Annotated in this window: 27 protein-coding genes, 1 tRNA gene and 1 riboswitch; of the genes, 15 read left to right on the top strand and 13 right to left on the bottom strand. The window is 60.9% G+C overall.

The window, feature by feature from the left end:
* Positions 1–297: 297 nt before the first annotated feature.
* Positions 298–801 (top strand): RrF2 family transcriptional regulator, encoded by a 504-nt coding sequence (locus tag GA0061103_RS07185; RefSeq protein WP_092708966.1) that lies wholly within the window; start codon positions 298–300, stop codon positions 799–801.
* A gap of 30 nt (positions 802–831) precedes the next feature.
* Positions 832–1293, top strand: a complete 462-nt coding sequence (locus GA0061103_RS07180) for a carboxymuconolactone decarboxylase family protein (protein WP_092708964.1) — start codon at positions 832–834, stop codon at positions 1291–1293.
* Between the two features lie 358 nt (positions 1294–1651).
* Here the strand turns inward: GA0061103_RS07180 and GA0061103_RS07175 are convergent, their stop codons facing one another.
* A complete protein-coding gene (locus GA0061103_RS07175) occupies positions 1652–2692 on the bottom strand; it encodes a glutamine synthetase beta-grasp domain-containing protein (RefSeq protein ID WP_092708961.1) in 1041 nt (346 codons plus the stop codon).
* A 443-nt stretch (positions 2693–3135) separates the two neighbouring features.
* On the opposite strand from GA0061103_RS07175, the gene GA0061103_RS07170 reads away from it, so the two are divergent.
* Positions 3136–3327 carry a DUF2735 domain-containing protein gene (locus tag GA0061103_RS07170; RefSeq protein WP_092708958.1) on the top strand — a complete coding sequence of 64 codons (192 nt, stop codon included), beginning with the start codon at positions 3136–3138 and terminating at the stop codon, positions 3325–3327.
* A 9-nt stretch (positions 3328–3336) separates the two neighbouring features.
* Here the strand turns inward: GA0061103_RS07170 and GA0061103_RS07165 are convergent, their stop codons facing one another.
* Positions 3337–3972: a YitT family protein gene (locus GA0061103_RS07165; protein WP_092708955.1), complete on the bottom strand. Its 636-nt coding sequence runs from the start codon at positions 3970–3972 to the stop codon at positions 3337–3339.
* Positions 3973–4079: 107 nt separating this feature from the next.
* Positions 4080–5024 (bottom strand): class I SAM-dependent methyltransferase, encoded by a 945-nt coding sequence (locus tag GA0061103_RS07160; RefSeq protein WP_092708952.1) that lies wholly within the window; start codon positions 5022–5024, stop codon positions 4080–4082.
* A 165-nt stretch (positions 5025–5189) separates the two neighbouring features.
* On the opposite strand from GA0061103_RS07160, the gene GA0061103_RS07155 reads away from it, so the two are divergent.
* The 3 genes from GA0061103_RS07155 to GA0061103_RS07145 are packed head-to-tail and all read left to right on the top strand — an operon-like array spanning position 5190 to position 7327.
* Positions 5190–5456: a DUF6460 domain-containing protein gene (locus GA0061103_RS07155; protein WP_092708949.1), complete on the top strand. Its 267-nt coding sequence runs from the start codon at positions 5190–5192 to the stop codon at positions 5454–5456.
* A gap of 1 nt (position 5457) precedes the next feature.
* Positions 5458–5961, top strand: coding sequence for a CAP domain-containing protein (locus GA0061103_RS07150; RefSeq protein WP_092708946.1), 504 nt, complete (start codon positions 5458–5460; stop codon positions 5959–5961).
* Between the two features lie 16 nt (positions 5962–5977).
* Positions 5978–7327, top strand: a complete 1350-nt coding sequence (locus tag GA0061103_RS07145) for an MATE family efflux transporter (protein WP_092708943.1) — start codon at positions 5978–5980, stop codon at positions 7325–7327.
* Here GA0061103_RS07145 and GA0061103_RS07140 read toward each other — a convergent pair.
* Positions 7303–8391: a quinone-dependent dihydroorotate dehydrogenase gene (locus GA0061103_RS07140; protein WP_092708940.1), complete on the bottom strand. Its 1089-nt coding sequence runs from the start codon at positions 8389–8391 to the stop codon at positions 7303–7305. The genes GA0061103_RS07145 and GA0061103_RS07140 overlap by 25 nt on opposite strands.
* Complete coding sequence (locus GA0061103_RS07135) at positions 8388–8744, bottom strand: DUF952 domain-containing protein (protein WP_092708937.1); 357 nt, start codon at positions 8742–8744, stop codon at positions 8388–8390. Before GA0061103_RS07135 ends, GA0061103_RS07140 begins: the two co-directional genes overlap by 4 nt.
* 105 nt (positions 8745–8849) lie before the next feature.
* Here GA0061103_RS07135 and GA0061103_RS07130 point away from each other — a divergent pair, with 105 nt between their 5' ends.
* The 4 genes from GA0061103_RS07130 to GA0061103_RS07115 all read left to right on the top strand — a co-directional run bounded on the left by GA0061103_RS07130 (position 8850) and on the right by GA0061103_RS07115 (position 11982).
* The gene (locus GA0061103_RS07130) at positions 8850–9278 is read left to right on the top strand and encodes a hypothetical protein (RefSeq protein WP_092708934.1); all 429 of its coding nucleotides are present in this window, start codon (positions 8850–8852) and stop codon (positions 9276–9278) included.
* A 139-nt stretch (positions 9279–9417) separates the two neighbouring features.
* On the top strand, positions 9418–10086 hold the full coding sequence (locus tag GA0061103_RS07125; protein ID WP_092708931.1) for a S24 family peptidase: 669 nt from the start codon (positions 9418–9420) through the stop codon (positions 10084–10086).
* 15 nt (positions 10087–10101) lie between these two features.
* Positions 10102–11391 carry a thermonuclease family protein gene (locus tag GA0061103_RS07120; RefSeq protein WP_092708928.1) on the top strand — a complete coding sequence of 430 codons (1290 nt, stop codon included), beginning with the start codon at positions 10102–10104 and terminating at the stop codon, positions 11389–11391.
* Positions 11392–11568: 177 nt separating this feature from the next.
* The gene (locus tag GA0061103_RS07115) at positions 11569–11982 is read left to right on the top strand and encodes a tellurite resistance TerB family protein (protein ID WP_075855283.1); all 414 of its coding nucleotides are present in this window, start codon (positions 11569–11571) and stop codon (positions 11980–11982) included.
* A gap of 24 nt (positions 11983–12006) precedes the next feature.
* Here GA0061103_RS07115 and GA0061103_RS07110 read toward each other — a convergent pair whose 3' ends face one another.
* Positions 12007–12882 (bottom strand): transporter substrate-binding domain-containing protein, encoded by an 876-nt coding sequence (locus tag GA0061103_RS07110; protein WP_092708925.1) that lies wholly within the window; start codon positions 12880–12882, stop codon positions 12007–12009.
* A 427-nt stretch (positions 12883–13309) separates the two neighbouring features.
* Between GA0061103_RS07110 and GA0061103_RS07105 the strand changes: the two genes are divergently transcribed.
* Positions 13310–15322 (top strand): methyl-accepting chemotaxis protein, encoded by a 2013-nt coding sequence (locus tag GA0061103_RS07105; RefSeq protein WP_092708922.1) that lies wholly within the window; start codon positions 13310–13312, stop codon positions 15320–15322.
* A 30-nt stretch (positions 15323–15352) separates the two neighbouring features.
* Here GA0061103_RS07105 and GA0061103_RS07100 read toward each other — a convergent pair whose 3' ends face one another.
* Both GA0061103_RS07100 and GA0061103_RS07095 read right to left on the bottom strand, forming a co-directional pair.
* A complete protein-coding gene (locus tag GA0061103_RS07100) occupies positions 15353–15928 on the bottom strand; it encodes an acyltransferase (RefSeq protein ID WP_092708919.1) in 576 nt (191 codons plus the stop codon).
* A 112-nt stretch (positions 15929–16040) separates the two neighbouring features.
* Entirely contained in the window at positions 16041–17267 is a 1227-nt protein-coding gene (locus GA0061103_RS07095; protein WP_092708916.1) for an MFS transporter, read from the bottom strand.
* A gap of 101 nt (positions 17268–17368) precedes the next feature.
* Between GA0061103_RS07095 and GA0061103_RS07090 the strand changes: the two genes are divergently transcribed.
* Positions 17369–18277 carry a LysR family transcriptional regulator gene (locus GA0061103_RS07090; RefSeq protein ID WP_092708913.1) on the top strand — a complete coding sequence of 303 codons (909 nt, stop codon included), beginning with the start codon at positions 17369–17371 and terminating at the stop codon, positions 18275–18277.
* A gap of 9 nt (positions 18278–18286) precedes the next feature.
* On the opposite strand, the gene GA0061103_RS07085 is transcribed toward GA0061103_RS07090, so the two are convergent.
* Positions 18287–18664: a VOC family protein gene (locus tag GA0061103_RS07085; protein ID WP_092708910.1), complete on the bottom strand. Its 378-nt coding sequence runs from the start codon at positions 18662–18664 to the stop codon at positions 18287–18289.
* Positions 18665–18783: 119 nt separating this feature from the next.
* On the opposite strand from GA0061103_RS07085, the gene GA0061103_RS07080 reads away from it, so the two are divergent.
* Positions 18784–19854, top strand: coding sequence for a hypothetical protein (locus GA0061103_RS07080; RefSeq protein WP_141694423.1), 1071 nt, complete (start codon positions 18784–18786; stop codon positions 19852–19854).
* A gap of 35 nt (positions 19855–19889) precedes the next feature.
* On the opposite strand, the gene GA0061103_RS07075 is transcribed toward GA0061103_RS07080, so the two are convergent.
* Positions 19890–19963 (bottom strand) — tRNA-Gly (locus tag GA0061103_RS07075).
* A gap of 58 nt (positions 19964–20021) precedes the next feature.
* Positions 20022–21116: a 2'-deoxycytidine 5'-triphosphate deaminase gene (locus GA0061103_RS07070; RefSeq protein WP_162747623.1), complete on the bottom strand. Its 1095-nt coding sequence runs from the start codon at positions 21114–21116 to the stop codon at positions 20022–20024.
* 72 nt (positions 21117–21188) lie between these two features.
* A riboswitch (SAM riboswitch) is annotated at positions 21189–21267 on the top strand.
* A gap of 43 nt (positions 21268–21310) precedes the next feature.
* On the opposite strand from GA0061103_RS07070, the gene GA0061103_RS07065 reads away from it, so the two are divergent.
* Entirely contained in the window at positions 21311–22498 is a 1188-nt protein-coding gene (locus GA0061103_RS07065) for an O-succinylhomoserine sulfhydrylase (RefSeq protein ID WP_092708905.1), read from the top strand.
* A 71-nt stretch (positions 22499–22569) separates the two neighbouring features.
* Here the strand turns inward: GA0061103_RS07065 and GA0061103_RS07060 are convergent, their stop codons facing one another.
* A complete protein-coding gene (locus GA0061103_RS07060; RefSeq protein WP_092708903.1) occupies positions 22570–23283 on the bottom strand; it encodes a DNA helicase in 714 nt (237 codons plus the stop codon).
* A gap of 613 nt (positions 23284–23896) precedes the next feature.
* Between GA0061103_RS07060 and apaG the strand changes: the two genes are divergently transcribed.
* The gene (gene apaG / locus GA0061103_RS07055) at positions 23897–24289 is read left to right on the top strand and encodes a Co2+/Mg2+ efflux protein ApaG (protein WP_092711130.1); all 393 of its coding nucleotides are present in this window, start codon (positions 23897–23899) and stop codon (positions 24287–24289) included.
* 6 nt (positions 24290–24295) lie between these two features.
* On the opposite strand, the gene GA0061103_RS07050 is transcribed toward apaG, so the two are convergent.
* Complete coding sequence (locus tag GA0061103_RS07050) at positions 24296–25285, bottom strand: Hsp33 family molecular chaperone (protein WP_092708900.1); 990 nt, start codon at positions 25283–25285, stop codon at positions 24296–24298.
* Between the last annotated feature and the right edge of the window lie 35 nt (positions 25286–25320).

Below are 25320 nucleotides of genomic sequence, written 5' to 3'. Positions count from 1 at the left end.
CCCCTCTGTCCCTTTCGGGACATCTCCCCCACAAGGGGGGAGATCAGCAATTCTTGGCACCTGCTTGCCTCAAACACACTCTGCATCTGTAGAAACCGAAGCCCGATATCAGCCGAAGCACAGCGGCCTGCTCCAAACGATCTCCCCCCTTGTGGGGGAGATGTCGCGAGAGCGACAGAGGGGGGTATCGCACGCGCGGTATCTCCCGATCACACCTCCCTGCAGCCCTGCTTCAAAGGCTATTGACTCCCATCATAATCATAGATAAAAAATATCCATGATTAGAGAGGCACGAAGATGAAGCTCGGAGACGGCGTCGAACAATCCATTCATTGCGTTGGTATGCTGGCTGGCCTGTCCGATGGCGGCGTGCTTTCGGCGGCGGCGCTTGCGGAATTTCACGGCGTTTCGGTCAGCTATCTGCTGAAGCATCTGCAGGCGCTTTCGGGTGCCGGCATTCTCGATACCGTGCCGGGGCCGAAGGGCGGATACCGGCTGGCGCGCAAGCCGGAGGAGATCACACTGCTTGACATCGTACTGGCGGCCGAAGGTCCCACACCCGCTTTCCGCTGTGCGGAAATCCGCCAACGCGGCCCGAACCCGCTCGAAGGGCGCTATTTCGCCAAGCCATGCGGCATCAATGCCGCCATGCTGGCAGCCGAGCGCGTCTACCGGGCGGAACTGGCCAAAACAAGCATCGCCGACGTGCTGACCGATCTCAGACAGACGGACACGGACGGTGGCATAGCCGCGAGAGGCTGTGCCTTTCTCGAGCTTCATGAACGCAAGACCAAAAACTGAACCGAAAGACCCGAACCCAAGGAGAAGACCATGCATCCCCGTTTCAATTTCGCCAAAGCTTCGCCCGACTCCTACAAGGCTGTCGTCGCGCTCGAAAACTTCGTCCAGAGCAGCGGCCTGGAGCGCCGCTTCATCCACCTGATCAAACTCCGCGCCTCGCAGATCAATGGCTGCGCCTATTGCGTCGACATGCATGTGAAGGAAGCCCGGCACGACGGCCTCAGCGAACAGTGGATCAACCTGATGTGCGTCTGGTGGGAATCGCCCGTCTATGACGATCGCGAACGCGCCCTGCTGCGCTGGGTCGATTCCGTCACCAAGATCGCCCAAACCGGTATTCCGGATTCCGACTATGAGCCGCTGAAGCAGCATTTCAGCGAAGAAGACATCGTCAAGATCACGGTGGCGATCGGCACGATCAACATCTGGAACCGCCTCGCCGTCGGCTTCCGCTCGCAGCATCCGGTGGATGCAGCGAATAAGGCTGCTTGAGCGTTCCTTTTCTCTGAACGTGTTGCGTGCCTGGGCCCTCTCTTGAGGTCCGTCATCCTCGGGCTTGACCCGAGGATCCAGGCACAGGCAGGTCAGCGCGGCGAAAACGCCGCGAGCGAGCGTCGGCGGGACCGCATCCCCCGATGCGATGCACACCAAACCCCTCTCATGTAGTCAGCAGCTTGTGCTTGGATCCTCGGGTCAAGCCCGAGGATGACGGTGTATGGGGGTTGACAGTGGGGCCTAAGAGACGCTGGGCGGTGACTGCCATTTGATAATCCCAAAACGAAAAACGCGGAGCCGAAGCCCCGCGTCATTATTGGTTGTCCCATGCTTGGCAAACCAAGCAAGAAAGTTATCAGGCAGCAACCGAACCGAAGCCAGCCGTCGGAACTTCCGAGATGGTCTTCAGAACCTGCGAAGCGATCTGGTAGGGGCAGCCCTGGGAGTTCGGACGACGATCTTCGAGATAGCCCTTGTAATCGTTCTTGATGAACGAGTGCGGGACGCGGATCGAAGCACCGCGGTCGGCAACGCCGTAGCTGAACTTGTTCCACGGAGCCGTTTCATGCTTGCCGGTCAGGCGCATGTGGTTGTCCGGGCCGTAGACCGCAATGTGGTCGTGCAGGTTCTTGTCGAACTGAGCCATGAGCGCTTCGAAATAGGCCTTGCCGCCGACTTCGCGCATGAACTTGGTCGAGAAGTTGCAGTGCATGCCCGAGCCGTTCCAGTCGGTGTCGCCGAGCGGCTTGCAATGGAACTCGATGTCGATGCCGTACTTTTCGCACAGACGCAGCAACAGATAGCGTGCCATCCAGATCTGGTCGGCGGCGCGCTTGGAGCCCTTGCCGAAAATCTGGAATTCCCACTGACCCTTGGCCACTTCGGCATTGATGCCTTCGTGGTTGATGCCTGCTTCGAGGCAAAGATCGAGGTGCTCTTCAACGATTTCGCGGGCGACATCACCAACGTTCTTGTAACCAACGCCGGTGTAGTACGGGCCCTGCGGAGCCGGGTAGCCGGATTCCGGGAAGCCGAGCGGACGGCCGTCCTTGTAGAAGAAGTATTCCTGCTCGAAGCCGAACCATGCGTCCTCGTCGTCGAGGATGGTCGCGCGGCTGTTGGATTCGTGCGGGGTGACGCCATCAGGCATCATGACTTCGCACATGACGAGCGCGCCGTTGGTGCGGGCCGGGTCCGGATAGATGGCGACGGGCTTCAGCACGCAATCGGAGCTGCGGCCTTCGGCCTGCATCGTCGACGAACCATCGAAGCCCCACAGCGGAAGCTGCTCGAGCGTCGGAAATGCGTCGAATTCCTTGATCTGCGTTTTGCCGCGCAGGTTCGGCACCGGGGTGTACCCGTCGAGCCAGATGTACTCGAGCTTATATTTCGTCATTACGCACCTCATAACAGTTAATCAGGCGAAGTAGGAAAACTTGGCCGGCGCGCCCGCCGGAAAATTCCTCACTACGAACGGCTGCCAGGAGAGATGCATGTGCCGTGCCAGATCGCATCGATACCCGGCTCGTCAGGCGAGATTTTTATGATTCAGCCGTATTCAGGCAAGATTTCCGGGCGCCAACTATCGGATTCGTTTTCAAATCGCCTCCGTCGTTCCAACCGAGCTGCCAAGATGTCGCAGGCTCGGCGCCCCGGGAATGGATCGGAAAACCGGCAGATCAAAGAAACGGCATCGACCGCAGCACTGACGAATTGCCTATAATTTCATCATTTAGCATTTTTTTTAAGCGGAATGGTGATATTCGCCTTCGTCTTTGCTATATATGAGCTGTCTCTTGAAGCGCGCCCGCTTGAACACCAAAAAGGGAGAGACAACGAATGGCAATCGGTACCCGGCACGAAACCGCAAAGATCTATCAGTTTCCCGTCACGGCCCGCCCCACGGCGGTCAGCCAGCGTCCGAAGGTGAACCTCACCCCGGATATCGGGCCGACCATTGCGACGGCCGCATTCGACAGCTGGTATCACGAAGCTGCGATCGTCGAATCCGACGACACCCGTAAGCAGTAAGCCTCAGCTTTACAGCGCTATGTAGCGATCCGAGCGATGATTGATCGCGACGAAGAGATTGAGCGCGATTGCGCCGATCACCGAGCAGATGACCACAGGAGGCGTGGTCACCGCAAAAGCGACCGCGAGTACGCATAGGTCGATTGCCAGCTGCACCAGCCCTGCCCTGACCCCAAAACGCTCCTGCAGATAAATCCCCAGAATGCCGACGCCGCCGAGGCTGGCGCGATGACGATAGAGCGCAAGAAGCCCGAAGCCGAGCAAAATGCCGCCAAGAAGCGCCGACCATAGCGCATTGATATGGGCGACATCGAAGAGCAGCGGCTGCAGGTTGGTGAGCAACGAGGTCAGCGCGATGGCGATGAAGGTCTTGACGGTGAAGACCGGACCGAGCTGCTTCAGCGACAGATAGAAGAACGGCAGATTGACCACGAAAAAGGCGAGGCCGAAATTCACGCCGATCGCGTAATGCAGCAGGAAAGCGATGCCAGCAGTGCTGCCGGTCAGGAGGCCGGCGCTCGAGAGGCAGAACAGCCCGAGCGAGGAAATCAGGCTGCCTGAGACTATGCCTTGAACATCCTCGATCCACGAATGCCGGGTCGCGGACGTATTCCAGATACCAAATGCGCTCTTTGCGTTCGCCATGTGCTTTCCCCTGGGTTTCCAGGCTTTTTGCTGAAAGCGCCAGCAACAATCAAGCGAAAATACGTAAGCAATACTGACCTATTTCAAATTCGCAATATTCGAAATATTCAGGCCGATTTGCGGGCAATGAACAGAATGCCGTGAATGGGTTTTCCGCCATCCATGCGAATGATACTGCGAGCCAAATCCTGCACGGCAAAGCCATGCTCGGCCAGTATTTCCCTCACATAGACTTCCGAATGCGCAAATCGCAGGGAGTCGCGCAGCACATAACCATCGGCCTGCTGGGCATCCTCGACCGAAAAGGCGAAGACGGCACCATCGGACGAAAGCATCTGCACGATCGCCATCACGGCATGCAGATTGCCGAGATACATCAGTACGTCAGCAGCAGTGATCAGATCGGCGCGGCGCGGCGCCATATCGGGGTCGAACACGCCCGACTGCTCCGGCTCCAGCGATAGATCGGCCTGGCCGAGATGATCGTAAACATGCTTCTCGGCCGCCTTGGCCAGCATGCCCTTCGACAGGTCATAGCCCTCGAGCCGGTCGACACTGGCGCGGATTTCCGGCCCAAGCAGGCCGGTACCACAGCCGAGATCGATGGCGAGGCGGAAATGTTTCGGGATACCGGCCGCCCCAGCGATCAGCGCCGCCAGTTTACCGGGCACGCTATAACCGAGCTTCTCGACAAGCGAGGTTTCGAAGCGATCGGCATAGTCATCGAACAGCCGCTCGACATAGGGGCTCGGCGGCCGCTCCGGCACATCGGCCCCGCCAAGAACCGCAAGCTTCAGCCGGGCGCCGAAGACATCGCCTGAATCAAGCGCCAGCACTTCGTTGAGGGCTGCGATCGCGCCCGGCACGTCACCGGCCTTCTCGCGATAGGCGGCAAGCGTGAACCAGCCCGCCGCCCAGCGCGGCACCAGCTCCAGCGCCTGTTCCATCAGCTCGGCAGCACTCGCCGGCTCGCCGCTTTCGGCAAGCATCTTGGCATAATCGGCGCGGCGGTCGGCAATGACGTCGCCGGAGGAAAGCTGGCTCGGTAGCATGGGTTTCATCCTGTTTGACGCTCGCCTTTGAACGCGGCCATAAAAAAACTCAAGTCCTATTTCAGGCAGACGCTAGTTTGAGATGTAGGCTGGGCAATAAAGCTTGCGAGTCGCAGACCCCGGCCCTATCTCAGCACCACCGACTGCCATCATGGAGACGTCAGCATGTCCGATCAGGTGAACAGATTCCTTGGCGACTCGCCCGGCCGTACTGTGGTGAAGCTCATCATCGTGTCGCTCGTCGTCGGCTTCGTCATGAAGTTCTTCGGCTGGCGGCCGCTCGATTTCCTCTATGGCCTTCGCCGTTTCTTCGTCGACCTCTGGCACAGCGGTTTCGCGGCACTCGGCGAGTTTGGCGATTATGTGCTGCTCGGCGCATCCATCGTCATTCCCATCTTCATCATACTTCGTTTGTTCAATTACCGCAGCTGACATGACCTCCCAGACACTGATTTTCACGCGCCGCGATGCGTTGCGCCTAACCGCACTTGCGCTCACTGCAACCGTCGCAAGCTGCGCCACGCCGCCCGCCAAGGTTTCCAATATTCCGGCCAGCGACCAGACCGCTTCGGCGCTGCCGCTCGTCAATGCGTTGCGCGCCAAGAACGGCTTGCCGCCCTTGAAGATCGATACCGCGGCCAGCACCGCCGCCGTCTATCAGGCACGGCGCATGGCGGACGCCGGCAAGATGGAGCACCTGATCGGCCTCGGCGACGATTTCGGCAAGCGGGTCAAGGCAAGCGGCGTCAAGCTGCCGGCAGCCGAGAACATTGCCGAGGGCCAGCGCGACGTGAATGCGGCGGTGACGGCCTGGATCAATTCGCCGAAGCATTTGCACAACATGCTCGGCAAATATGATGGGCTTGGCGTTGCTCTCGCCTATGCACCCTCTTCCGGCGACAGGCCTTATTGGTCCATGGTGCTTTCCTCGAACTGAGGAGGCGTAACGTCAAATGGATGTCCAGCAAGGGAGCCGGAGGGTTCTGCCCTTCGACGTGACGCATCGGCTCGTGCTGTCGATCGCACTTCCCATGACGCTCGGCTTCATGACGACACCGCTGCTCGGCCTTGTCGATACGGCCGTGGTAGGCCATATGGGCCAGCCCGATGCGCTCGCCGGCCTTGCGATCGGCGCCGTGCTGTTCGATCTCCTTTTCTCAAGCTTCAACTTTCTGCGCGCCTCAACGACAGGGCTGACCGCGCAGGCCTATGGCCGTCACGATCGGCACGAACAGCAGGCCGTCTTCCGGCGAGCGCTGATATCGGCGCTCACATCAGGTGTCCTGATCGTGCTTTTGTCGCCTCTTCTCCTTTGGCTCGGCCTCAAGCTCATGGGGCCGGAAGGCGGCATCGCGGATGCGACACGCACCTATTTCTCCATCCGTATGCTTTCAGGCCCGGCAGCGCTTGCCAATTACGCGCTACTCGGCTTCGTGCTCGGCCGCGGCCAGGGTCGCATCGGGCTCTTGCTGCAGACCGTCATCAACGGCGTCAACATCGTGCTCGCCATCCTGCTCGGGCTCTATCTTGGCTGGGGTGTGGCGGGCGTTGCCTGGGGCACGCTGATCGGCGAGGCGAGCGGTATGCTGCTCGGGCTTTTCATCGTGCTGCGCAGCTTTGCCGGCGAGGAGCGCCCGCCGCGCGCGGAGCTGTTCTCGCGCACCAAGCTCACCCAGCTCTTCGCACTCAACCGCGATATTCTGATCCGCACCTTCGTTCTGATCGGCGCCTTCACGCTGATGACGCGTATCGGCAACAGCTTTGGCGCGGTCATGCTCGCCGCCAATGCCGTGCTGATGAACTTCTTTTTGTTATCCGGCTATTATCTCGACGGGCTCGCGAATGCCGCCGAGCAGATCACCGGCCGCTCGATCGGTGCCAACTATCGGCCGGCCTTCGAGCGAGGCTTGAAACTGACGGCGCTCTGGTCCTTCGGGCTGGCACTTGCCGCCGCCATCTTCTTCTTCACGGTCGGACCGGCGCTGATCCGCCTGCTGACAACCTCGGAGGAGGTTCGCATTGCTGCCGGAACCTATCTCCCCTGGGCTGCGATCACGGGCCTGACCGGCGCGCTCGCCTTTTTGATGGACGGCGTCTTCATCGGCGCCACATGGTCGCGCGAGATGCGTAACAAGATGCTGCTGTCCTTCGGCGGCTATTTGATAGCACTTGCCGTCTTCGTTCCGACGCTCGGCAATCACGGCCTGTGGCTGGCCATGAATGCCTTCCTGCTGTTTCGCGGCATCTTCCTGGCCATGGGCCTGAAGAAGCGGGCGGATCAGACGTTCCGGTTCGCCCAGTAATCCAGCTTTGTGTCGCGCAAATCGCGGATCGAGCCGACGCGTTCGCGATCGAGCAGCTTCGACAGACCGGTGACGACCTGTCCCGGCAATCCCGGCCCCTCATAGACCATGCAGGAATAGAGCTGCACGAGATCGGCACCGGCCTTGATCTTTTCCAGCGCAGTCTCTGATGACGAGACACCGCCAACGCCGATGATCGGCAAGGCCGCACCGACGCGGCGCCGCATCTTGGCCAATACGATGGTCGATTTCTCGAAGACCGGCTTGCCGGATAGGCCGCCAGCCTCTTTCGCCTGACGCTGATCCTTCAATCCATCGCGCGACAGCGTGGTGTTGGAGACGATCAGGCCGTCGAGCGCATGCGACAGAACTTCGGCGGCGATATCGTCCATGCCCTCCTCGGTCAGATCGGGCGCGATCTTGAGGAAGACGGGAATGCGCTTGCCGGCCTTCGCCGCTTCCTCGTCGCGGGCGGCAAGCACGGCCCATAGCAGGGACGACAGGCTTTCGCGGGCCTGCAGATCGCGCAGGCCCGGCGTGTTCGGCGAGGAAATATTGGCGGTGAAATAGCGCGCGACGGAATAGAAACGGCGGATGCCGGCAACATAATCGGCGATGCGGTCGGCGCTATCCTTGTTGGCGCCGATGTTGACGCCGATGATGCCGTTGCCGCGAATGGTTTTGAGCCGCTGAAATGCTGCCTCATGGCCCTCATTGTTGAAGCCGAGGCGGTTGATGACGCCTTCGTCCTCGACCAGGCGGAAGATGCGCGGGCGTGGGTTGCCCGACTGCGCCTTCGGCGTCACCGTGCCGATCTCGGTAAAGCCGAAGCCGAGCCTCAGCAGCGCCTCCGGCACTTCGGCATTCTTGTCATAGCCGGCGGCCATGCCGATGGGATTGGCAAAATCGAGGCCGGCCACGGTCTGGCGCAGGCGAGGATCGGCGCTGATGCGGCAAGCCGGAACCAGCCCCGATTTCAGCGCAGCTATCGACATGCCGTGCGCGGTTTCCGGATCGAACAGGAACAGGCCGCGCCGGCCGAGATCGCGAAAGGTGCCGATCATTCCGCCATCTCCGGAAAGGTGTGACAACCATCTTCGCCGATCAGCAGCGGCTTTTCCCAGAGCACGGCCGAAAGCGGCAGCGGCGCATAGAGATGCGGGAAGAGATCGCCGCCGCGCGAGGGTTCGAAGACCAGCTTATCTCCAAGTGCATCGCCGTTGACCGCCACCAGCAACAGGCCGGTCTGCCCCGCAAAATAAAGCTCGGCTGTTTTCTTTGCCTGTTTCGCGGTGGAGAGATGAATGTAGCCGTCGGTCAGATCGATTGCCGCGCCATGAAAAACGCCGGTTTGCCTGGCTTGCTGCCAGAGCGCATCCGGCACGATCTTGTAAACCACTGGCATGGCGATCATCATCCCTCTGTAAAGCTGTCCTGATAGGGCTTTGCACGAAAACATCAGCCGATGTCCACGGTTTCCGTAATGGATTTAAGGTTTAACGCAGAAAATCCGGAGGATGACATGACGAAGGAACTGAAAATCGTCCTTGCGGCCATGCTTCTGCCTGTTACTTTTCTTCTCTCCACGCCGGCTCTATCGGCCGAACCGGATGCGGAACGCTTCCAGCTGGAGCGCAGCGGCGATCATTTCATCCGTCTCGACAAGCAGACCGGCGCCATGTCCATCTGCCAGGACCAAAGCGGCAATCTCGTCTGCCGCATGGCCGCCGACGAGCGCAGCGCCTATAACGACGAGCTGGATCGGCTTTCCGACCGCGTGACGAAGCTCGAAAAGACCGTTGCCGCAAACAAGGGCTCAAGCCTCCCGGATGACGCCGAGATCGACCGCACGCTTGGCATCATGCAGAAATTCATGCGCGGCTTCATGGGCATGGCGAAAGAATTCCAGAACGAACAGCCGGACGTCAAGCCGCAGCCGCAGAAGACCTGAGCCCGCCGAAAACCGCGGGCGAAAGCACGGGGATAAAGGACCCTATTCCTATGCCGGACTTTACTCGGCAAAATGCCTCGGTTAACGTTTTCTAAAGAGCAGAGCGCCGGGCAAGCCGGCGCGCGGATACCGAGCGGCGATGCTGTCACACGAGCAGATATGGGGGGCGATCGACCGGCTTGCCGAGCGACATGCCCTGACCCCTTCCGGTCTCGCCCGTCGCGCCGGGCTCGACGCCACCTCCTTCAACAAATCGAAGCGGCTGAGCCAGGACGGACGTCTGCGCTGGCCCTCGACGGAATCGATCGCCAAGATCCTCGATGCGACGGGTGCCAGCCTGGAGCAGTTCCTGAGCTTCATCCGGCCCGCCGAGCCGCCGGGCGCTACGACTCCACCCAACGGGATTTTGCCAGCTGGCAACGCCATACCGCTGCTCGGCTTTGCCCAAGCGGGTGCAGGCGGCTTCTTCGACGATGGCGGCTTTCCCGCCGGTCAGGGCTGGGACATGGTGGAATTTCCCGTCGCTGCCGGGCACGGGACCGGCGCCTATGCACTCGAGGTGCAGGGCGAAAGCATGTTGCCGCTCTATCGCGACGGGGATATTCTGATTGTCGAGCCAGGTGCTCAGATCAGGAAAAACGATCGTGTCGTCGTGAAGACCCGCGAAGGCGAAGTCATGGCCAAGGTCCTGCTGAGGCAGAGCGCCAAGTCGATTGAGCTTTTGTCGCTCAATCCCGAGCACCCCAACCGCAGCTTCGATCTTGCGGATGTGGAATGGATTGCCCGGATCATTTGGGCCAGCCAATAGGAAAGTTTTCTCGTTATGCGTCGTAATATTTGGCTCGCAGGTGTGGCAGGCACGATCGTCGGTTCTTGGTTGACCCTCGTCGCGATTCAGGTCAGCGAGCGTGGTTTCAACCTGCCTCACCGCGGCCACAGCGACACGACAGCCGAAAGCAAGCCGGCTGCGACTGCGCCGAGCGAGACCGCCAAGGCCGACACCACGCCATCAAAGGCTATCGAGGCACCCAAGCCTGCCAAAACCACGAAGCAGAGCGACACGAATTCTGGTCAGGCGCAATCGGAAGGCCAACCGGTAGCGCAGGCCGCCGGCTCGGCCACGCAAGCAACGAAGGATAAGGCAACGATCCTCGCAACAGCGTCCCCATCGACAAGCAGCTCCGACAGCAGTCCCGAGCTATCCGCCGCTGCCATGGCGGCGGCTGCGGCGGCAAGCGACGGCGACGAGACTAAGGCCGAGGAAAACAAAACGGCGGCAGCGGAGCCGGTGACGCAGCAGGACAACAAGGTTCCGACCGACCCCGCACGTTCGAACGACGCATCGACGAAGCCAGAGGAAACGCAAGCGTCGCCGCTTGCGACAGATACGGCGAGCGGCAAGGACGCTGCCACGTCCCTGGCCCAGGTCCCGCAGCCAAGCGAAACCACGCCGGACAAGGCGGCTGCCGCTCCATCGGAGGCAGCGTCTGACGACCAGGCCAAGACCGATCCCGTCTCGGACAACCGGATACCGGCCGACCAGATCGACAGGGAGACGGCGGCGACCGAACATCGAACCCTGCCGCCGGAGTCGCCACAGCAGCAGGCTCAGCCGGCGCCTCAGTCCGGACAGGCAGCGCTTGATCCCGCATCCCAGCCACAGGAGCAGACGACAACGATCGAACTCGTCCGCCCCTTCTCGGATCAGGCTGGCATATTGACCATATCAGGCAGGAGCGTACAGCTCAGCGGGATTGTTCCGACCGACGTCGACCGAATGTGCACCGGCCCGAGCGGGAAGGACTGGCCCTGCGGCCAGGCTGCGCGCACGGCATTCCGCATGTATCTGCGCGGCCGATCGATCGATTGCGATGTGCCCGATGCCAACTGGAAAGGCACAGTCAAAGGCGCCTGCCGCTATGTCCGCGTCGATCTGAGCGCCTGGCTGGTGCGCTTCGGCTGGGCCGATCCGGAGCCAGGTTCGCCGCTTGCGTCACTCGTCGACGAGGCCAAGCAGAAGAAGCGCGGCATGTATGGCGACGACCCGCGCAAGAATGGAAAATCGACGCTCGGACCGGCTTTGCGCAAGGAAGACCCGCTCAATCCGATCTGACGCCTTGCTTCCGCCACGACAGCGCCGCGCGTCATATATGCGCGCAAAGGTCGCTGTAGCGCTTTTAATCCGCTGCATAATTCCTTAAATCGATTCCGATTTAAGGAATTATGCAGTAACTTTTGCCATGAGACGCGCGACTTTTCAGCTTGCCAAATTCAAAGGACTTCGCCTGTCATGAACAAGCCGCTTTCTGCTCACGAGGCCCTGATCTACGTCATGGTACTGGCCTCGGCCGTCGACCGCACGATGAACGACCGGGAACTCAGCCGCATCGGAGAACTCATTCACGCCCTGCCGGTCTTCAAGGGGTTCGACGACGAGAAGCTGATTTCCGTCTCCCGTGATTGCGCCAAGCTTCTGGCCAGCAATGAAGGGCTCGACATCGTGCTCGAAACCGTGCGCGATACGCTTCCTGCCCGTCTCTACGACACGGCCTATGCGCTGGCCGTCGAAGTCGCTTCGGCCGACCTGTCGGTCAAGGCCGAGGAATTGCGCCTGCTCAGCCTCCTTCGCGACCGTCTTGGCCTCGACAAGCTGACCTGCGCGGCCATCGAGCGCAGCGCGATCGCCCGCTACCGCAAGGCCTAGAGGCTTTTCCCGAAATTGCGCTAATCAGTAAAGCCCGTAAGGGAAATAGCGCAGATAGATTTCCTGCAGCCTGCCATCGCGCGAAAGGGTGGCAAGCGCATGGTTGATCGCGGCCGTCAGATCGGCATCCTGCTGACGCAGCATGATGGTCATGCCTTCGCCGAGAAATTGCTGCGACAGGTAGGGGCCGTCAAACAGAGCACAGCATTTTTCCGCCGCCGGCGACGAGACCCAGAAGGAAAGCTGCAGGCCATCGGCAAATGCCGCATCGACCTTGCCGTCCTTGACGGCGGCAAGAAGTCCATCCTTGTCGTCGAACGGCACCGGCTTGATGGCCGGGAAGAAGGCCGTCAGCATTGCCTCATGCACCGTGCCCTTGACGACGCCGACCGGATGTCCCGAGAGCGAAGCGGCTGTCGTACCGCTGATCGATGCCTTGAGATTGCGTACGAAGCGGGCCGGCAACATCAGGAAGGGCCGCGAAAAGCTGAAGGTCTTGCGCAGCTCGGGTGTAACAGCAACGCCGGCGATGACGGCATCGCCTTGCGAAGCGGCAAGCGCGCCCTGCAATTCGCCGAAGGGCAGGGCCTGGATCTGGCATTTGTCCGCTATTGCGAGCTCGTCGCAGATCTTGCGCGCAAGCTCGACATGGAAGCCCGTGAGCTTGCCATTCTGATCGAGAAAGTTGAAGGGCGGAAAATCGATCGACGTCAGGAAGCGCAGCCTGACCAGCGAGGATAGGTCCGGTTTCGGCAGACGTTCGCGCGCATCGAACAGGATCGGCAGGTTCTGCGGCTTCGTCTCCTGGGCGGCCAGCGGCAAGGCGCAGGAGGTGACGATCAATACCGCACGCGCCAGGAGCCGGGCGACTGACATCGTCGACGAAAGGCAAACACGCATGGTCTTGATCCGGCCTCCGGTCGTGGATGCACATTTCTGGTTCACGAATCCGATGTAGCAGAGTCATGCCGCAGGGGGAATATCGCGCCATGCAATGGCGGCGGTCGCGGCTGCAGGATACGTGGCGGAGGTCGACCGCATCGGCGAGTTGCGCGGTTTTGAACATGTGCAAAATTAATGGGGGAATTCCACCCGGCAGTCTCCGCCGTTAGCAGTCGATTAAGCTCTGTTGATTGTACTCGTCGCCATCGACGACATCGGCTCCAAGGCCGATCGCATGATGCAGGTCGTCTGGGCCTTCTTGGCAAGGTATCACGTAGACTCGGCTTCACCCGTGCACATCAGGCAGGCCCCTCCCCACCCAAGACGAGCGAGCGGGTTCTTGGCCTCATTCCGAATAGGGCACGGCATTCTCAAGCGGACCGCCATGTTCAGGAACTTGAAAATCAAAACCAAGATACTTGCCGTGATCCTGTTTCTCGGCATCATTTCCTTTGTCGGTCTGCTGCTGATCGCCAGCGAATTCCACAAGGCGGATCGGGCCTACAGCGCCTTCCTCGATCATGAGGCCGCCGCGGCGAGCGAAGCTGCGCGCGCGAGTGCTGCCTCTCTCGCTTCCGTGCTGCAAGCAAGCCTGATGCTGAATTTCGATCCCGGCAGCGACGCCTTCAAGGCGATTGCGGCGGGCAGCAGCTATTTCGGCGAAGCCAAGCAAAGACTGGCCCATGCGGAAAATCTCGTTCCCACGGCAAAGCAATCGATCGATGAAATTCTTGTCCGTCTCGACGAAGTGCAAGGGCTCACCGAGAAGACCATCGACCAGCGCAAGAATGGCGACCTGAAGGGCGCCGAAGCGACCTTGATCCTGGTCAACCAAAAACTGCCCAGCCTCATTGCCAGCATACAGACCAACGACGATGCCCTGACAAACCGGATGAATGACGGCGCTGACGCCTTGTCGGTCCACCTCAACCGTTCCGTCAACACTATGCTCATCGCTCTTGGCGGCCTCATCGTGCTCGCCATCCTCCTCGGCATGTATGTCGCGCAGAAGGGCATCGCCGCGCCGCTGATGCAGCTGCATCAGCGCATGACGACACTTGCGCATGGCGATACGGCAAGCGAGATCGAGGGCCGCGAACGTCGTGACGAGATCGGACAGATGGCATCCGCCGTCGCCGTGTTTCGTGACAACGCCGTCGAGCGGTCTCGCCTCGAAGCACAGGCGGAGGCAGATCGCACCCTCAGCGACAGCGAGCGGGCACAGCGCGAAACCAGGCAGGCGGCCGAGGCGACGCAGCTTCAGCAGGCCGTCCAGGCTGTTGGCGACGGCCTGAAGCGTCTTGCGGAAGGCGATCTCGTTACGCGGATCGACACACAATTCGCCGCGCATCTCGGCCAGTTGCGGCAAGACTTCAACAACTCCCTCGACAAGCTCAACGGGACGATGAACGCCGTCGGCTCCAATGCCCGCGCCATAAGCGCGGGTGCTGACGAAATCCGTTCAGCCGCCGACGAGCTTTCCAAGCGTACCGAGCAGCAGGCCGCTTCCGTCGAGGAAACCGCCGCCGCGCTGGAGCAGATCACCACCACCGTCAAGGACGCCGCCAGGCGTACGCAGGAGGCAAGCCAGCTTGCCGCCCATACACGCAGCGACGCGGAACGCTCCGGCGAGATCGTCCGCAATGCGATCGGCGCCATGCAGCAGATCGAGAAATCATCAGGTGAGATCGGCAATATCATCGGCGTCATCGACGACATCGCCTTCCAGACCAACCTTTTGGCGCTGAATGCCGGCGTCGAGGCCGCCCGCGCCGGCGAGGCAGGCAAGGGCTTTGCCGTCGTTGCCCAGGAGGTGCGCGAGCTTGCGCAGCGCTCCGCCAACGCCGCCAAGGAGATCAAGGACCTCATCGCCACTTCCGAAAGGCATGTCCGCACCGGCGTCGGCCTGGTCAGCGAAACCGGCACAGCACTCGACGCCATCGTCTCGGGCGTGCAGGACATCAACCGGCATGTGCAGGCGATCGCCGAGGCTTCCCGCGAGCAGTCGGCTGGCCTGCAGGAAATCAATACGGCCGTCAACACCATGGATCACGGCATCCAGCAGAATGCCGCCATGGTCGAGCAGAGTACGGCTGCAAGCCATAGCCTGGCGACAGAAGCGGCCTCCCTGTCCAACCTGCTTGCTCAGTTTCGCACGGACGGCAGCGATGCCACGCACATCTCTACGAAACCCGTCGCCAGCTCAGCGCCGAGGCCGGCGCCTCGACCGACGGCTCCGCCGGCAGCAACTCCGCGCATCCGGGCCGTCGATGATGCCAAGGTGCGACCGGCCGCTTCGCCGGCGCGCGCCCTCGGCCAGAAGCTGCTGAGCGCCTTCGGCGCCACGCAGACAGCGGCGACGACAACGAACAAGGATGCGGACTGGACGGAATTCTAAGGCCGGGCCGGCGCGATTGCCGCGATCCCCCTATTTTCTCGGGCGGGCGAACAGCCCGACATTGCCGGACCTGTTGCCTTCAGCTTCTCCGCGCCGTTTCAACAGCCTTGCCGGAGCGCCGACATAGATGCCGTAGGGCTTGGTCCGGCCCTTGACGACGGCATTGGCGCCGATAACGCATCCTTTGGAAATATGAGCGCCACCGAGAATCTTGGCGCCTGCTCCGATCCAGACATCGTCTTCGATGACGATGGGTTTCTTCGTCACGCCCTGAAGACGAATCGGGCGGGAAACATCATCGAAATTGTGATCGAAGGAAACGATCATCGCATGCGCGGCGATGCGCACATCATTGCCTATGACAATCCCGCCGCGGCCCAGCAGAATGCTGTAGTCATTGAAGGAGACGTGATTGCCGACCTCGATACTGCCTTCCTGGGCATCGATGACGACTCCCTTGCGGAAGTGCACCCGTTCGCCGATACGGACATCGCCGCGCCGCCAGATGATCCTGGTGCCGAGAGGTACTTTCGTACTGTGCCCGATCTTCAGCACCCCGCTCCGAAAGAGCGCTCTCAACCTGTAAAGCCATGCTATTCCACGCATTCCGACGCTCCTGACAAGGGGCGCCTGTTTTTGCATGCTTGTCTGGCGCCCACCTGAATGCGCTACAGATGGCGATGCGACAGCGCAGCCGCAAGTGTTGTCCTTGCATTGCTCAGGTGCGCGCAGCGAGGCCCGTGATCAATGCAATCACGCCAAAGCCTGCTGCCCCTGCGCAGACGGCAACCCAGCCGCCGAAATCCCATGCCGTGCCGGCAAGCGCCGATCCGAGAGCTCCACCGAGAAAGAAGATGCCGACGAACAGACCATTGATGCGCCCGCGCGCCTCCGGCTTCAGGAGATTGACGGCACGGCGACCCAAGGTCTGATCGCCGGTGACGCCGACATCGAGCAAGACGGCGCTGACGCCCAGAAGGATCAACAGGGCCACCGAGTCGCCCGACCGTATTCCGCCGACCCAGGCGGCCAGCGCCATGGCGGCAAGCACGATCAGATGCGAGGCCAAGGTCGCCGTCCGCGTCCAGCCCCTGTCGCCCATGCGGCCAAAGGCAGAGGTCGCCGCAGCTCCACCGGCGCCCACGAGGGCAAACAGCGCGATGCCGGACTGGCCAAGCGAGAATGGCGGCTGCGCCAGACGCAGGGCGACGGAAGTCCAGAACAGGCTGAAGCTCGCCATCATCAAGGCTGCAGTGAAGGCACGCAGCCGCAGCACCGGCTCCTCCCGCAGGAGCTCGAAGAGCGAGCCGATCAAGGCCCCATAACTCGCATTGACCAAAGGGCGCCGCTCCGGCAGGCGCAGGGCGAGCACAGCGGCGAGCAGCGCAAGCGTCGCGGCACTCATGGCATAGAAACTTCTCCAGCCCCAGACATCGGCAATCAGGCTCGCCAGCGGTCGCGAGACAAGAATGCCGACCATGACGCCGCTCATGACATTGCCGATCACCCGGCCGCGATGTTCAGGCGGCGCCATCGCTGCCGCGATCGGCACGAGGATCTGGATGGCGGAACAGGCCGCTCCCAGCAGGAAGAGGAAGATCAGCAGGCTCCAGCCCGTCGGCGCGAAGGCGGCGGCAACAGCCATGACCAGAGCCGAGAGAAGCATGCGCAGCACCAGCTGCCGGTTTTCCATGAGATCCGCCAGCGGCACCAGAAAGAACAGGCCGGCGGCGTAGCCGAGCAGCGAGGCCATGGCCACGAGGCCGGCACCGCTTTCGGAAAAGCCGAGCGACGGGCCGATGATGCCAACCAGCGTCTGGGGTGCGAAGAGATTGATGATGATGACACCGGTGGCGATGGCGAACAACAAAGTCGAGGGAGCGACCGCGGCCGTCGAAACATCTTCCTCTGGCTCGCTCGTCATGCATTCAGGGACTTGCGACATGATCTCTCCAATAATTTCTGATAATAAAGATAGCCATGCTTATCGCTTTGTTGCATAATGCGGCAATTGAAATGAACTAATAATGATTATGCGAGTTCAGCATGAACATTCATGATCTGGAAGCTTTCGTCGCAGTGGTGGAAACGGGCTCGATCGTCGCCGCCTCGGCGCGCATCAATCTGACCCAGCCAGGCATCACCCGGCGCATACAGAACCTGGAAGACAGTCTCGGCATCGCCCTCCTCGACCGGCAGTCGAAACCCCTCAGGCCGACGGCGGCAGGACGCGAGGCCTATGAGCATGGGCGCCGCGTGCTGCGCTCGCTCGACGATCTCAAGGCCGGCGTTTCGCCCGGCGGCACGATCGGTGGCGAATTCCGTCTCGGGATCATGCCCTATCTCTCCGAGGCGGCCCTATCCGCTCCGCTCGACGAATTGCGCAGCCAGTTTCCGCAATTGACGCTGCGGATCGTCACCGGCTGGTCGCCACAGCTGATCGAGCAGGTCGCTCACAGTCAGCTCGATGCGGCAACCGTCTGCCTGGCGGAGGGGTTGCAGCCGCCGGACGATGTCGTTGGCGAGATGCTCGGAGTCCATGCCGTCATTCTGGTCGCGGCGCCGTCGCTCGGTGTCCCCAAGGAACCGAGACTGGAGGATCTCTCCCGCTTCCCCTGGATCATGAACCAGAGCGGCTGCGGCTTTCGGGCCTTCATTCAGCATCGCTTCGAAGCCGAGCGCCTGCCTTTCGATGTCGGGGTCGAGGCCATGAGCGCCGATCTGCGCATGTCGCTGGTTGCGCGCGGGCTCGGCATCGGCGTCTTGACGCCGGCCGCATTAGCGGACAGCCGCTGGCGCGATGCCATCGAGATAATCGAGGCCCCGGATTTCACCCCCAAAGTTGTCAACTGGCTGGTGCATCGCCCGCCGGCAGGGCGCCTCGCACGTCCGATTGCGATCTTCGGCGAAACGCTAGCGGAAACGCTGAAGGCGAAGAGGCCCTTCTTGACCTGAGCCCGGCAATCAAACGCCGGGCCTGTTGACCATCGCCTCGATATTGTAGCCGTCGAGATCGAGGATGAAGCAGGCATAGTAATCCATGCCGTAGTCCACCCTCGGACCGGGGGCGCCATTATCCCCTGCACCCGCTTCGAGCGAGGCACGATGGAAGGCATCAACCTCGGCCCTTGTCCGGACGCGGAAGGCGACGTGCAGATGCGTGAGAGGCGGCTTGCTGCCGGTGTGCTGGATCTCGAAGAGGCTGCCGTCGCCGACATCGAAAGCCCAGAACACGCCTTCCTTTCCGAAGGACAGGCGATAGCCCAAGGGTGAGAAGGCATGCTCGTAGAAGGCCTTGCTCCTTTCGAGATCGCTGACCTCGATGGTTATGTGATCGATCATCTTGAGCGTATCCCTGCAATTAACGACATAAAGGCAAGCTAAACAGGGGTGGAGTTTCGCACAACGGCTATTGCTCCTGCGCCATCATCCTCAATCGCGACAGGACGCGGGGACGGAATATGATGTTCAATGGACGGCTATCCGGTTTCGCCTGCATTGTCGCCTTGACCATGACAATGTGGGCAGCGCCTGCGCAAGCATCGGAACTCGGGATCGACCGCTCAGCACTGTCTTCGCAGAGCGCAGCAGTTCAGCAAAAAACGCTCGGGGATATTCAAAGCCTGGGCGCCATCTGGTTTCGCGACGGGCCGACCTCCGGCTCGGCGCAGGGTGTGGCGAATTTCGTGAACGAGGTCCGGCTCGCAAAACAGCAGCACCTGAAGTTTCTGATGAATATCGTTCAGATGGACGAGGACTATGATGTCCCGCTGCAAACCCACGATCACGGCTGGAAAGCGAAGAAGCTGAGCCAGATCGATCTTGCGAAATTCACGCAGCGCTTCCAGACCCTGCTCGGCGCGCTGAAAACGGACGGCCTCACGATCGATGCCGTCGAGTTCGGCAATGAGGATGACAGTTATTATTACGACGCGGACGTGCCGTACGACCATCTCGCCACGGCGGAGGAATTGCACACATGGCTGCATGGATACGGCGAGTTCCTGAAAGCGGGAGCGACCATTCTGCACGAACCTCGCTACTATCCAGATGCGAAAGTCATCACTTTCGGCATCGCCCATGGCTGCGACCAATGCGCAGGTCCGCCCAAGCATCTCTCGAATCCGGCGCGGGTCGTCGCCATGCTGAAAAACGTCGACGGCTTCAATTATCTCAGCAATTCATCCTATCGCGTGGACGGCTATGGCACGCATATCTATGCGTCGCCGAACGACATTGCCGGATCGGTGACACGCACGCTGCGTGGAGATGCTGCCGCACTCGGTCCGGATAAGCCTCTGTGGCTCACCGAATGGGGATTTCTCGATCTCAAGGCGTTTCCGAACAAGAAGAGCGAAACCTTGAGCCAGTGCCTCCAAGCGTTTCTCGACACGCTCGATGGGCTTCGTGCCCGGATTCCGATCGGGCCGATGATGTTCTATCGCTACGACAGCTGGCTGTCGGATGCGTCCGGGAAACTACTGCCTCAAGCCAAGGTGCTCGCTGCCTATGCAGCGAAACAATCTCGCTGAACGGGAACAGAGGTACGGAGCTGACCGGAAGGAAGTGGAGCGGGTGAAGGGAATCGAACCCTCGTATTCAGCTTGGGAAGCTGCTGCTCTACCATTGAGCTACACCCGCCTGACGCCTTGAGATGTCCAACAGTTGCCGGCCTCTGTCAAGGCCGGTCTGCAATCGCTCAGAGCCGGAAGTGCTTCGAGAGCTTCAGGCCCTGTGCCTGATAATTCGAGCCGAGGCCGGAGCCGTAGAGGCTGCTGGGCTGTTCCAGCATGTGTTCGTAGATCAGCCGGCCGACGATCTGGCCGTCTTCCAGAATGAAGGGCACTTCGTGGCTGCGCACCTCGAGCACGGCACGGCTGCCGCGGCCGCCGGCCGGAGCATGGCCGAAGCCGGGATCGAAGAAGCCGGCATAGTGGACGCGGAATTCGCCGACCAGCGGATCGAACGGCGTCATTTCGGCGGCATAGTGCGGAGGCACATGCACCGCTTCGCGCGACACGAGGATATAGAATTCATCGGGATCGAGGATCAGCTCGGTGCGGCCACGGCTGTAGAGCGGCTCCCAGAAATCGAAGATATCGTGCTGGGCCTTCTTGTCGACATCGACAACGGCGGTGTGGTGCTTGCCGCGATAGCCGATCAGCCCTTCCTTGTCGCCGGCAAGATCGATCGACAATGCAATGCCGCCGCCGGTGATATTCGGCTTCTTGCTCGCAACTAGCGTCTCGCTCTCATGCAGCGCCAGCAATTCCGGCTCGGTGAGCAGGGCCTGGCCGACACGGAAACGGATCTGCGACAGGCGCGAGCCGCGGCGAACGACGATCGGGAAGGTGCGCGGGCTGATTTCGAGATAGAGCGGGCCGGAATAGCCGGCCGGGATCTTGTCGAACTCCTGCGCCCGGTCGGTGATGACGCGGGTGAAGATGTCGAGACGGCCGGTGGAGCTCTTCGGATTGGCCGAGGCCGACATGTCCTCGGGCAGGTCGAGGCGCTCCATCAGCGGCACGATGTAGACACAGCCGGTTTCCAGCACCGCGCCTTCGGAGAGATCGACAACATGCAGTTTCAGCCGGTCGAGCTTGTCGGCAACGAGATGCGATGGGCCGGGCATGAAGCTGGCGCGGACGCGGAAGGCATGCGAGCTGAGCCGCAGGTCAAGACTTGCCGGCTGGATCTGATCGACGTCCAGTTCTCTCTCGCTCGTCAGCCTCCCCGTCTCGAAGAGCGCCGCAATGGCGCGGTCGGCCAGAATTCCAGTATTGCGAGCCATCATGCTTCTCTCATAATTTGCCGCAGACAAAACCAAACTCGGGGAATTGACGCAAGCCGTCAACGGCAGTATTGCAACTTATCCCGTGGTGATTTGGCCGGTCGGCTTGCAGCCACGTTAAACAAATGGCTAAAAAGACCGGGGTTGAACCGGTCTGCTTTCGCGACCGGTTTTTTTGTTTTGAAAGTGGTGATGGCATGAGCAAGACTTGGCGCCCCGCAACCCAGCTCGTACACAACGGAACGCTCCGCTCGCAATTCGGCGAGACCTCGGAAGCAATCTATCTGACCCAGGGCTTCGTCTACGACACCTCGGAAGCGGCGGAAGCCCGCTTCAAGGGCGAGACGGATGGTTTCATCTACGCCCGCTACGGCAGCCCGACCAACGACATGTTCGAAAAGCGCATGTGTGCGCTGGAAGGCGCTGAAGATGCTCGCGCCACCGCGTCCGGCATGGCCGCCGTCTCTGCCGCCATTCTCTGCCAGCTGAAGGCCGGCGATCATATCGTTGCGGCCCGCGCCCTCTTCGGTTCCTGCCGCTGGGTGGTCGAGACGCTCGCGCCGAAATACGGCATCGAATGCACGCTCGTCGACGGACGCTTCACCGAGAACTGGGAAAAGGCCATCCGCCCGAATACCAAGGTCTTCTTCCTCGAAAGCCCGACCAACCCGACGCTGGAAGTGGTCGATATTGCCGCCGTCGCCAAGCTCGCCAACCAGATCGGCGCGAAGGTGGTGGTCGACAACGTCTTCGCAACCCCGCTCTTCCAGAAGCCGCTCGAACTCGGCGCCCATATCGTCGTCTATTCCGCCACCAAGCATATCGACGGCCAGGGCCGTTCGCTGGGCGGCGTCATCCTCTCCGACAAGCAGTGGATCGACGAGAACCTGCAGGACTATTTCCGCCACACCGGCCCGGCCATGTCGCCGTTTACCGCCTGGACGCTGCTGAAGGGCATCGAAACCCTGCCGCTGCGCGTCGCGCAGCAGACGGCGAACGCTTCCAAGGTTGCCGATTTCCTCGCCGAGCAGGGAAACAAGGTCGCCCGCGTGATCTATCCCGGCCGCAAGGACCATCCGCAGGCCGATATCATCGCCAAGCAGATGAGCGGCGGCTCTACCCTCGTCGCCTTCGAGCTGAAGGGCGGCAAGGAAGCCGCCTTCAAGCTGCAAAACGCGCTTGAGATCGTAAAGATTTCCAACAATCTCGGCGACTCGAAGAGCCTGATCACCCATCCGGCCACCACGACGCACAAGAACCTCACCGACGAGGCCCGCGCCGAGCTCGGCATTTCGCCCGGCACTGTGCGTTTCTCCGCCGGCATCGAAGACAGCGCCGATCTGGTCGAAGATTTCGCCCGCGCTCTCGAGCAGGTTTCCGCCTGATATTGATCGAGCCGCCCGGAGATGTTCCGGTCGGCTCGACCTTTCATTTTGCAGGCTATCCAACCGGGCCGTCAGCTGGCGGCCTTGAACTCGACCCTGCCGTTGTTCAGGAAGACCATCTTGTCGAACAGCGTCAGATCCAGTGGATTCGGCAGGCGGACATCCGAGAGATCGGGCACTGGTTTCAGCACCGGATCATAGGAACGGTCGATCTGCGAGACGAAGACGACGATCACGCCTCTGTCGCGCGCAAACGCCTTCAACGCCTGAACCTGGATCATCACGTCAGGCTTTTCCCGCTTCTGATCCAGCAACTGCAGAAAATCGACCACCGCCAGCGTGCCGCGAGGCGCTGCAGCCAGCCTTTCAACGATATAGTCGGCGCTGATGGCATCCGAATTGTCGAATTCGAATAGGTCAGCAAATTCCGCATGATCGGCACCGATCACCGGGAAACGGTCCAGAACGACCTTTTCCGTGTCTTCCAGCGTGAAGAAGACGCCGCGATTGCCAGCCTTCATGGCTTCGACGGCAAGCCGCAAGCTCATCAAGGTCTTGCCGTGGCCGGGCCGCGCGCCGACCAGCACCAGATCACCCGGGCTCAGACGCGAATACAGCTCGCCGACGGGCACGGCTGAGCTCGTTTTGCTTGCAAGCAAGCTCCAGCCTGCAAAGCCCTCGCCAGCCGCGACGCGATCCAGCGCTGCGTGCAAAGGGATATTCTGCTGGCGAGACAGGAGTTTCGCCCTACGCTTCAAATGATAAACAGGGGCAGAAAGCCTCATCTAAACCTCCTATTGCGAGCGATGACCGCAACCCCTCCTTATGCCAGGCGCTCAAACAGTCGGTTTGGATATCGACGGCCCCGCATGAGATATACTTTCCCGAAGGGAGGGGGGAGGCACGGGCCATGCCAGAATCAGATGATAGCCGAAATCCTCCCGAGAGGGAATCCGGCGCAAGTTCCCTCAGAGGAACATAAAGAAGGGACAGAGGGTCATATGGCCGGGAGGTTTTAATAATTGGCGATCAGCTATGACGCCCGATCCCTGAAGTGCACCAGCAATTGCGGCAAGCGTATCCGCACCTCCATAAGCTCCAGCGGCGACATTATGATAGACAAGACTAAATGACGAGCGAAACGAGATACTTTGAGAAGAAAGGACTAACCTTCTTCATTGGCTGTAATAGCTGAATTTCAGAACGATCCGTCTCCCCGCGCGAGATTTCATCACGCCGTTCCTTGACGGAATGGATTGGTTATAGGATACCGCTAGATATCCGGCGCTTTGCGGGAGCAGTGGAAAGCGGATAATATGCCGCAGACTTGAAAATGCTGAAACGACAATGGGCTTCGAGGAGCCTCCGGCGCTTCAGAGCAGTGGCAAGGTATCAGGCATGTATCGCGCTCTAACACGCGACATCGAAGTGGTTGTAGAGCCGTTTTACCTGGAGGAGCAATCCGATCCGGACGATGATCGTTATGTGTGGGGGTATCGCATCGTCATTTCCAACCACTCTGAGCGGGCCGTGAAACTGGTGACGCGCTACTGGCACATCACCGACATGAACGGCATGGTGGACGAAGTAACGGGTCCCGGCGTCGTCGGCGAACAGCCGCATCTGAAGCCCGGCGATACCTATGAATATTCCTCCGGCTGCCCGCTGGACACGCCCTCAGGCATGATGTTCGGCCATTACCAGATGGAAACGGACGACGGGGAGCTCTTCCATGTCAAGATCCCCGCCTTTTCGCTGGATACGCCGAACCTGCTGCGCACGCTGAACTGAGCGGCATTACGCCGCTTCTATCTCCGACACTTCGAAGCGATAGGTGGTCGAGCAGAACTCACAGGTCACGGCGATCTCGCCATTCTCCTGGCTGGCTTCGATCTCTTCGGCCGTAAAGCCCTTCAACACGCCCTTCAGCTTGTCACGCGAGCACGAACAGCGATCGTAGACCGCCTTCGGTTCGTAGACACGCACGCCGCGCTCGTGGAAGAGGCGATAGAGAAGCCGTTCGGTGCCGACCTGCGGGTCCGTCAACTCGTCGGCATCGATGGTCTCAACCAGGCTGCGCGCCTCGGCCCAGGCATCGTCTTCGACATGATCGCGCAAGCCGGTATCGCCGTCGCCGCCGTGGATATCCGGCTGGCGCATACGCTCAGGCGCCTCGGGGAGGAACTGCGCGATCAGGCCGCCGGCCCGCCAGCGGTGACGCGGCTTGCCATTCTCGTCACGATCGAAGAGTTCTGCAGCGCCGAGGCGCACGCGCGTCGGTATCTGTTCCGACTGGCGGAAATAAGTACCGGCGATCTCCTCGAGCGAGGCGCCGTCGAGCGCGACGATACCCTGATAGGGCTGGCTGAAACGTCCCTGATCGATGGTGAAGGCGAGCACGCCCTTGCCGAGCAGCTGCTCCGGCTCGGTTCTGCCCTCGGCGACTGCCTTTGCCAGCGCCTCTTCGTCGAAACGGGCATAGGCACGAACATTTTCCGGCGTCGTGAAATCGGCGACCAGCAGGTCGACGGGACCGTCGCCCTTGGTCTGCACCGTGAACTTGCCTTCGAACTTCAGCGATGTGCCGAGCAGGACGGTGAGGACGATGGCCTCGGCCAGAAGGCGAGCAACCGGAGTCGGATAGTCGTGCCGGGCGAGGATCGCGTCCAGCAGCGGACCGAGCTGCACGGCACGGCCGCGCACGTCCAACCCTTCCACCTGGAAGGGAACAACGTGATCGTCACCGGCGAAATCGAACTGACCCAGCGAGGCTGCATTTTCGGCCATTGCTTTACTCCTACTGCGCCCGCGCCCTTAAGACG

This window comes from Martinezella multihospitum (assembly GCF_900094585.1).
Taxonomy (GTDB): domain Bacteria; phylum Pseudomonadota; class Alphaproteobacteria; order Rhizobiales; family Rhizobiaceae; genus Rhizobium; species Rhizobium multihospitium.
This window is presented reverse-complemented; position numbering and strand designations above follow the sequence as displayed.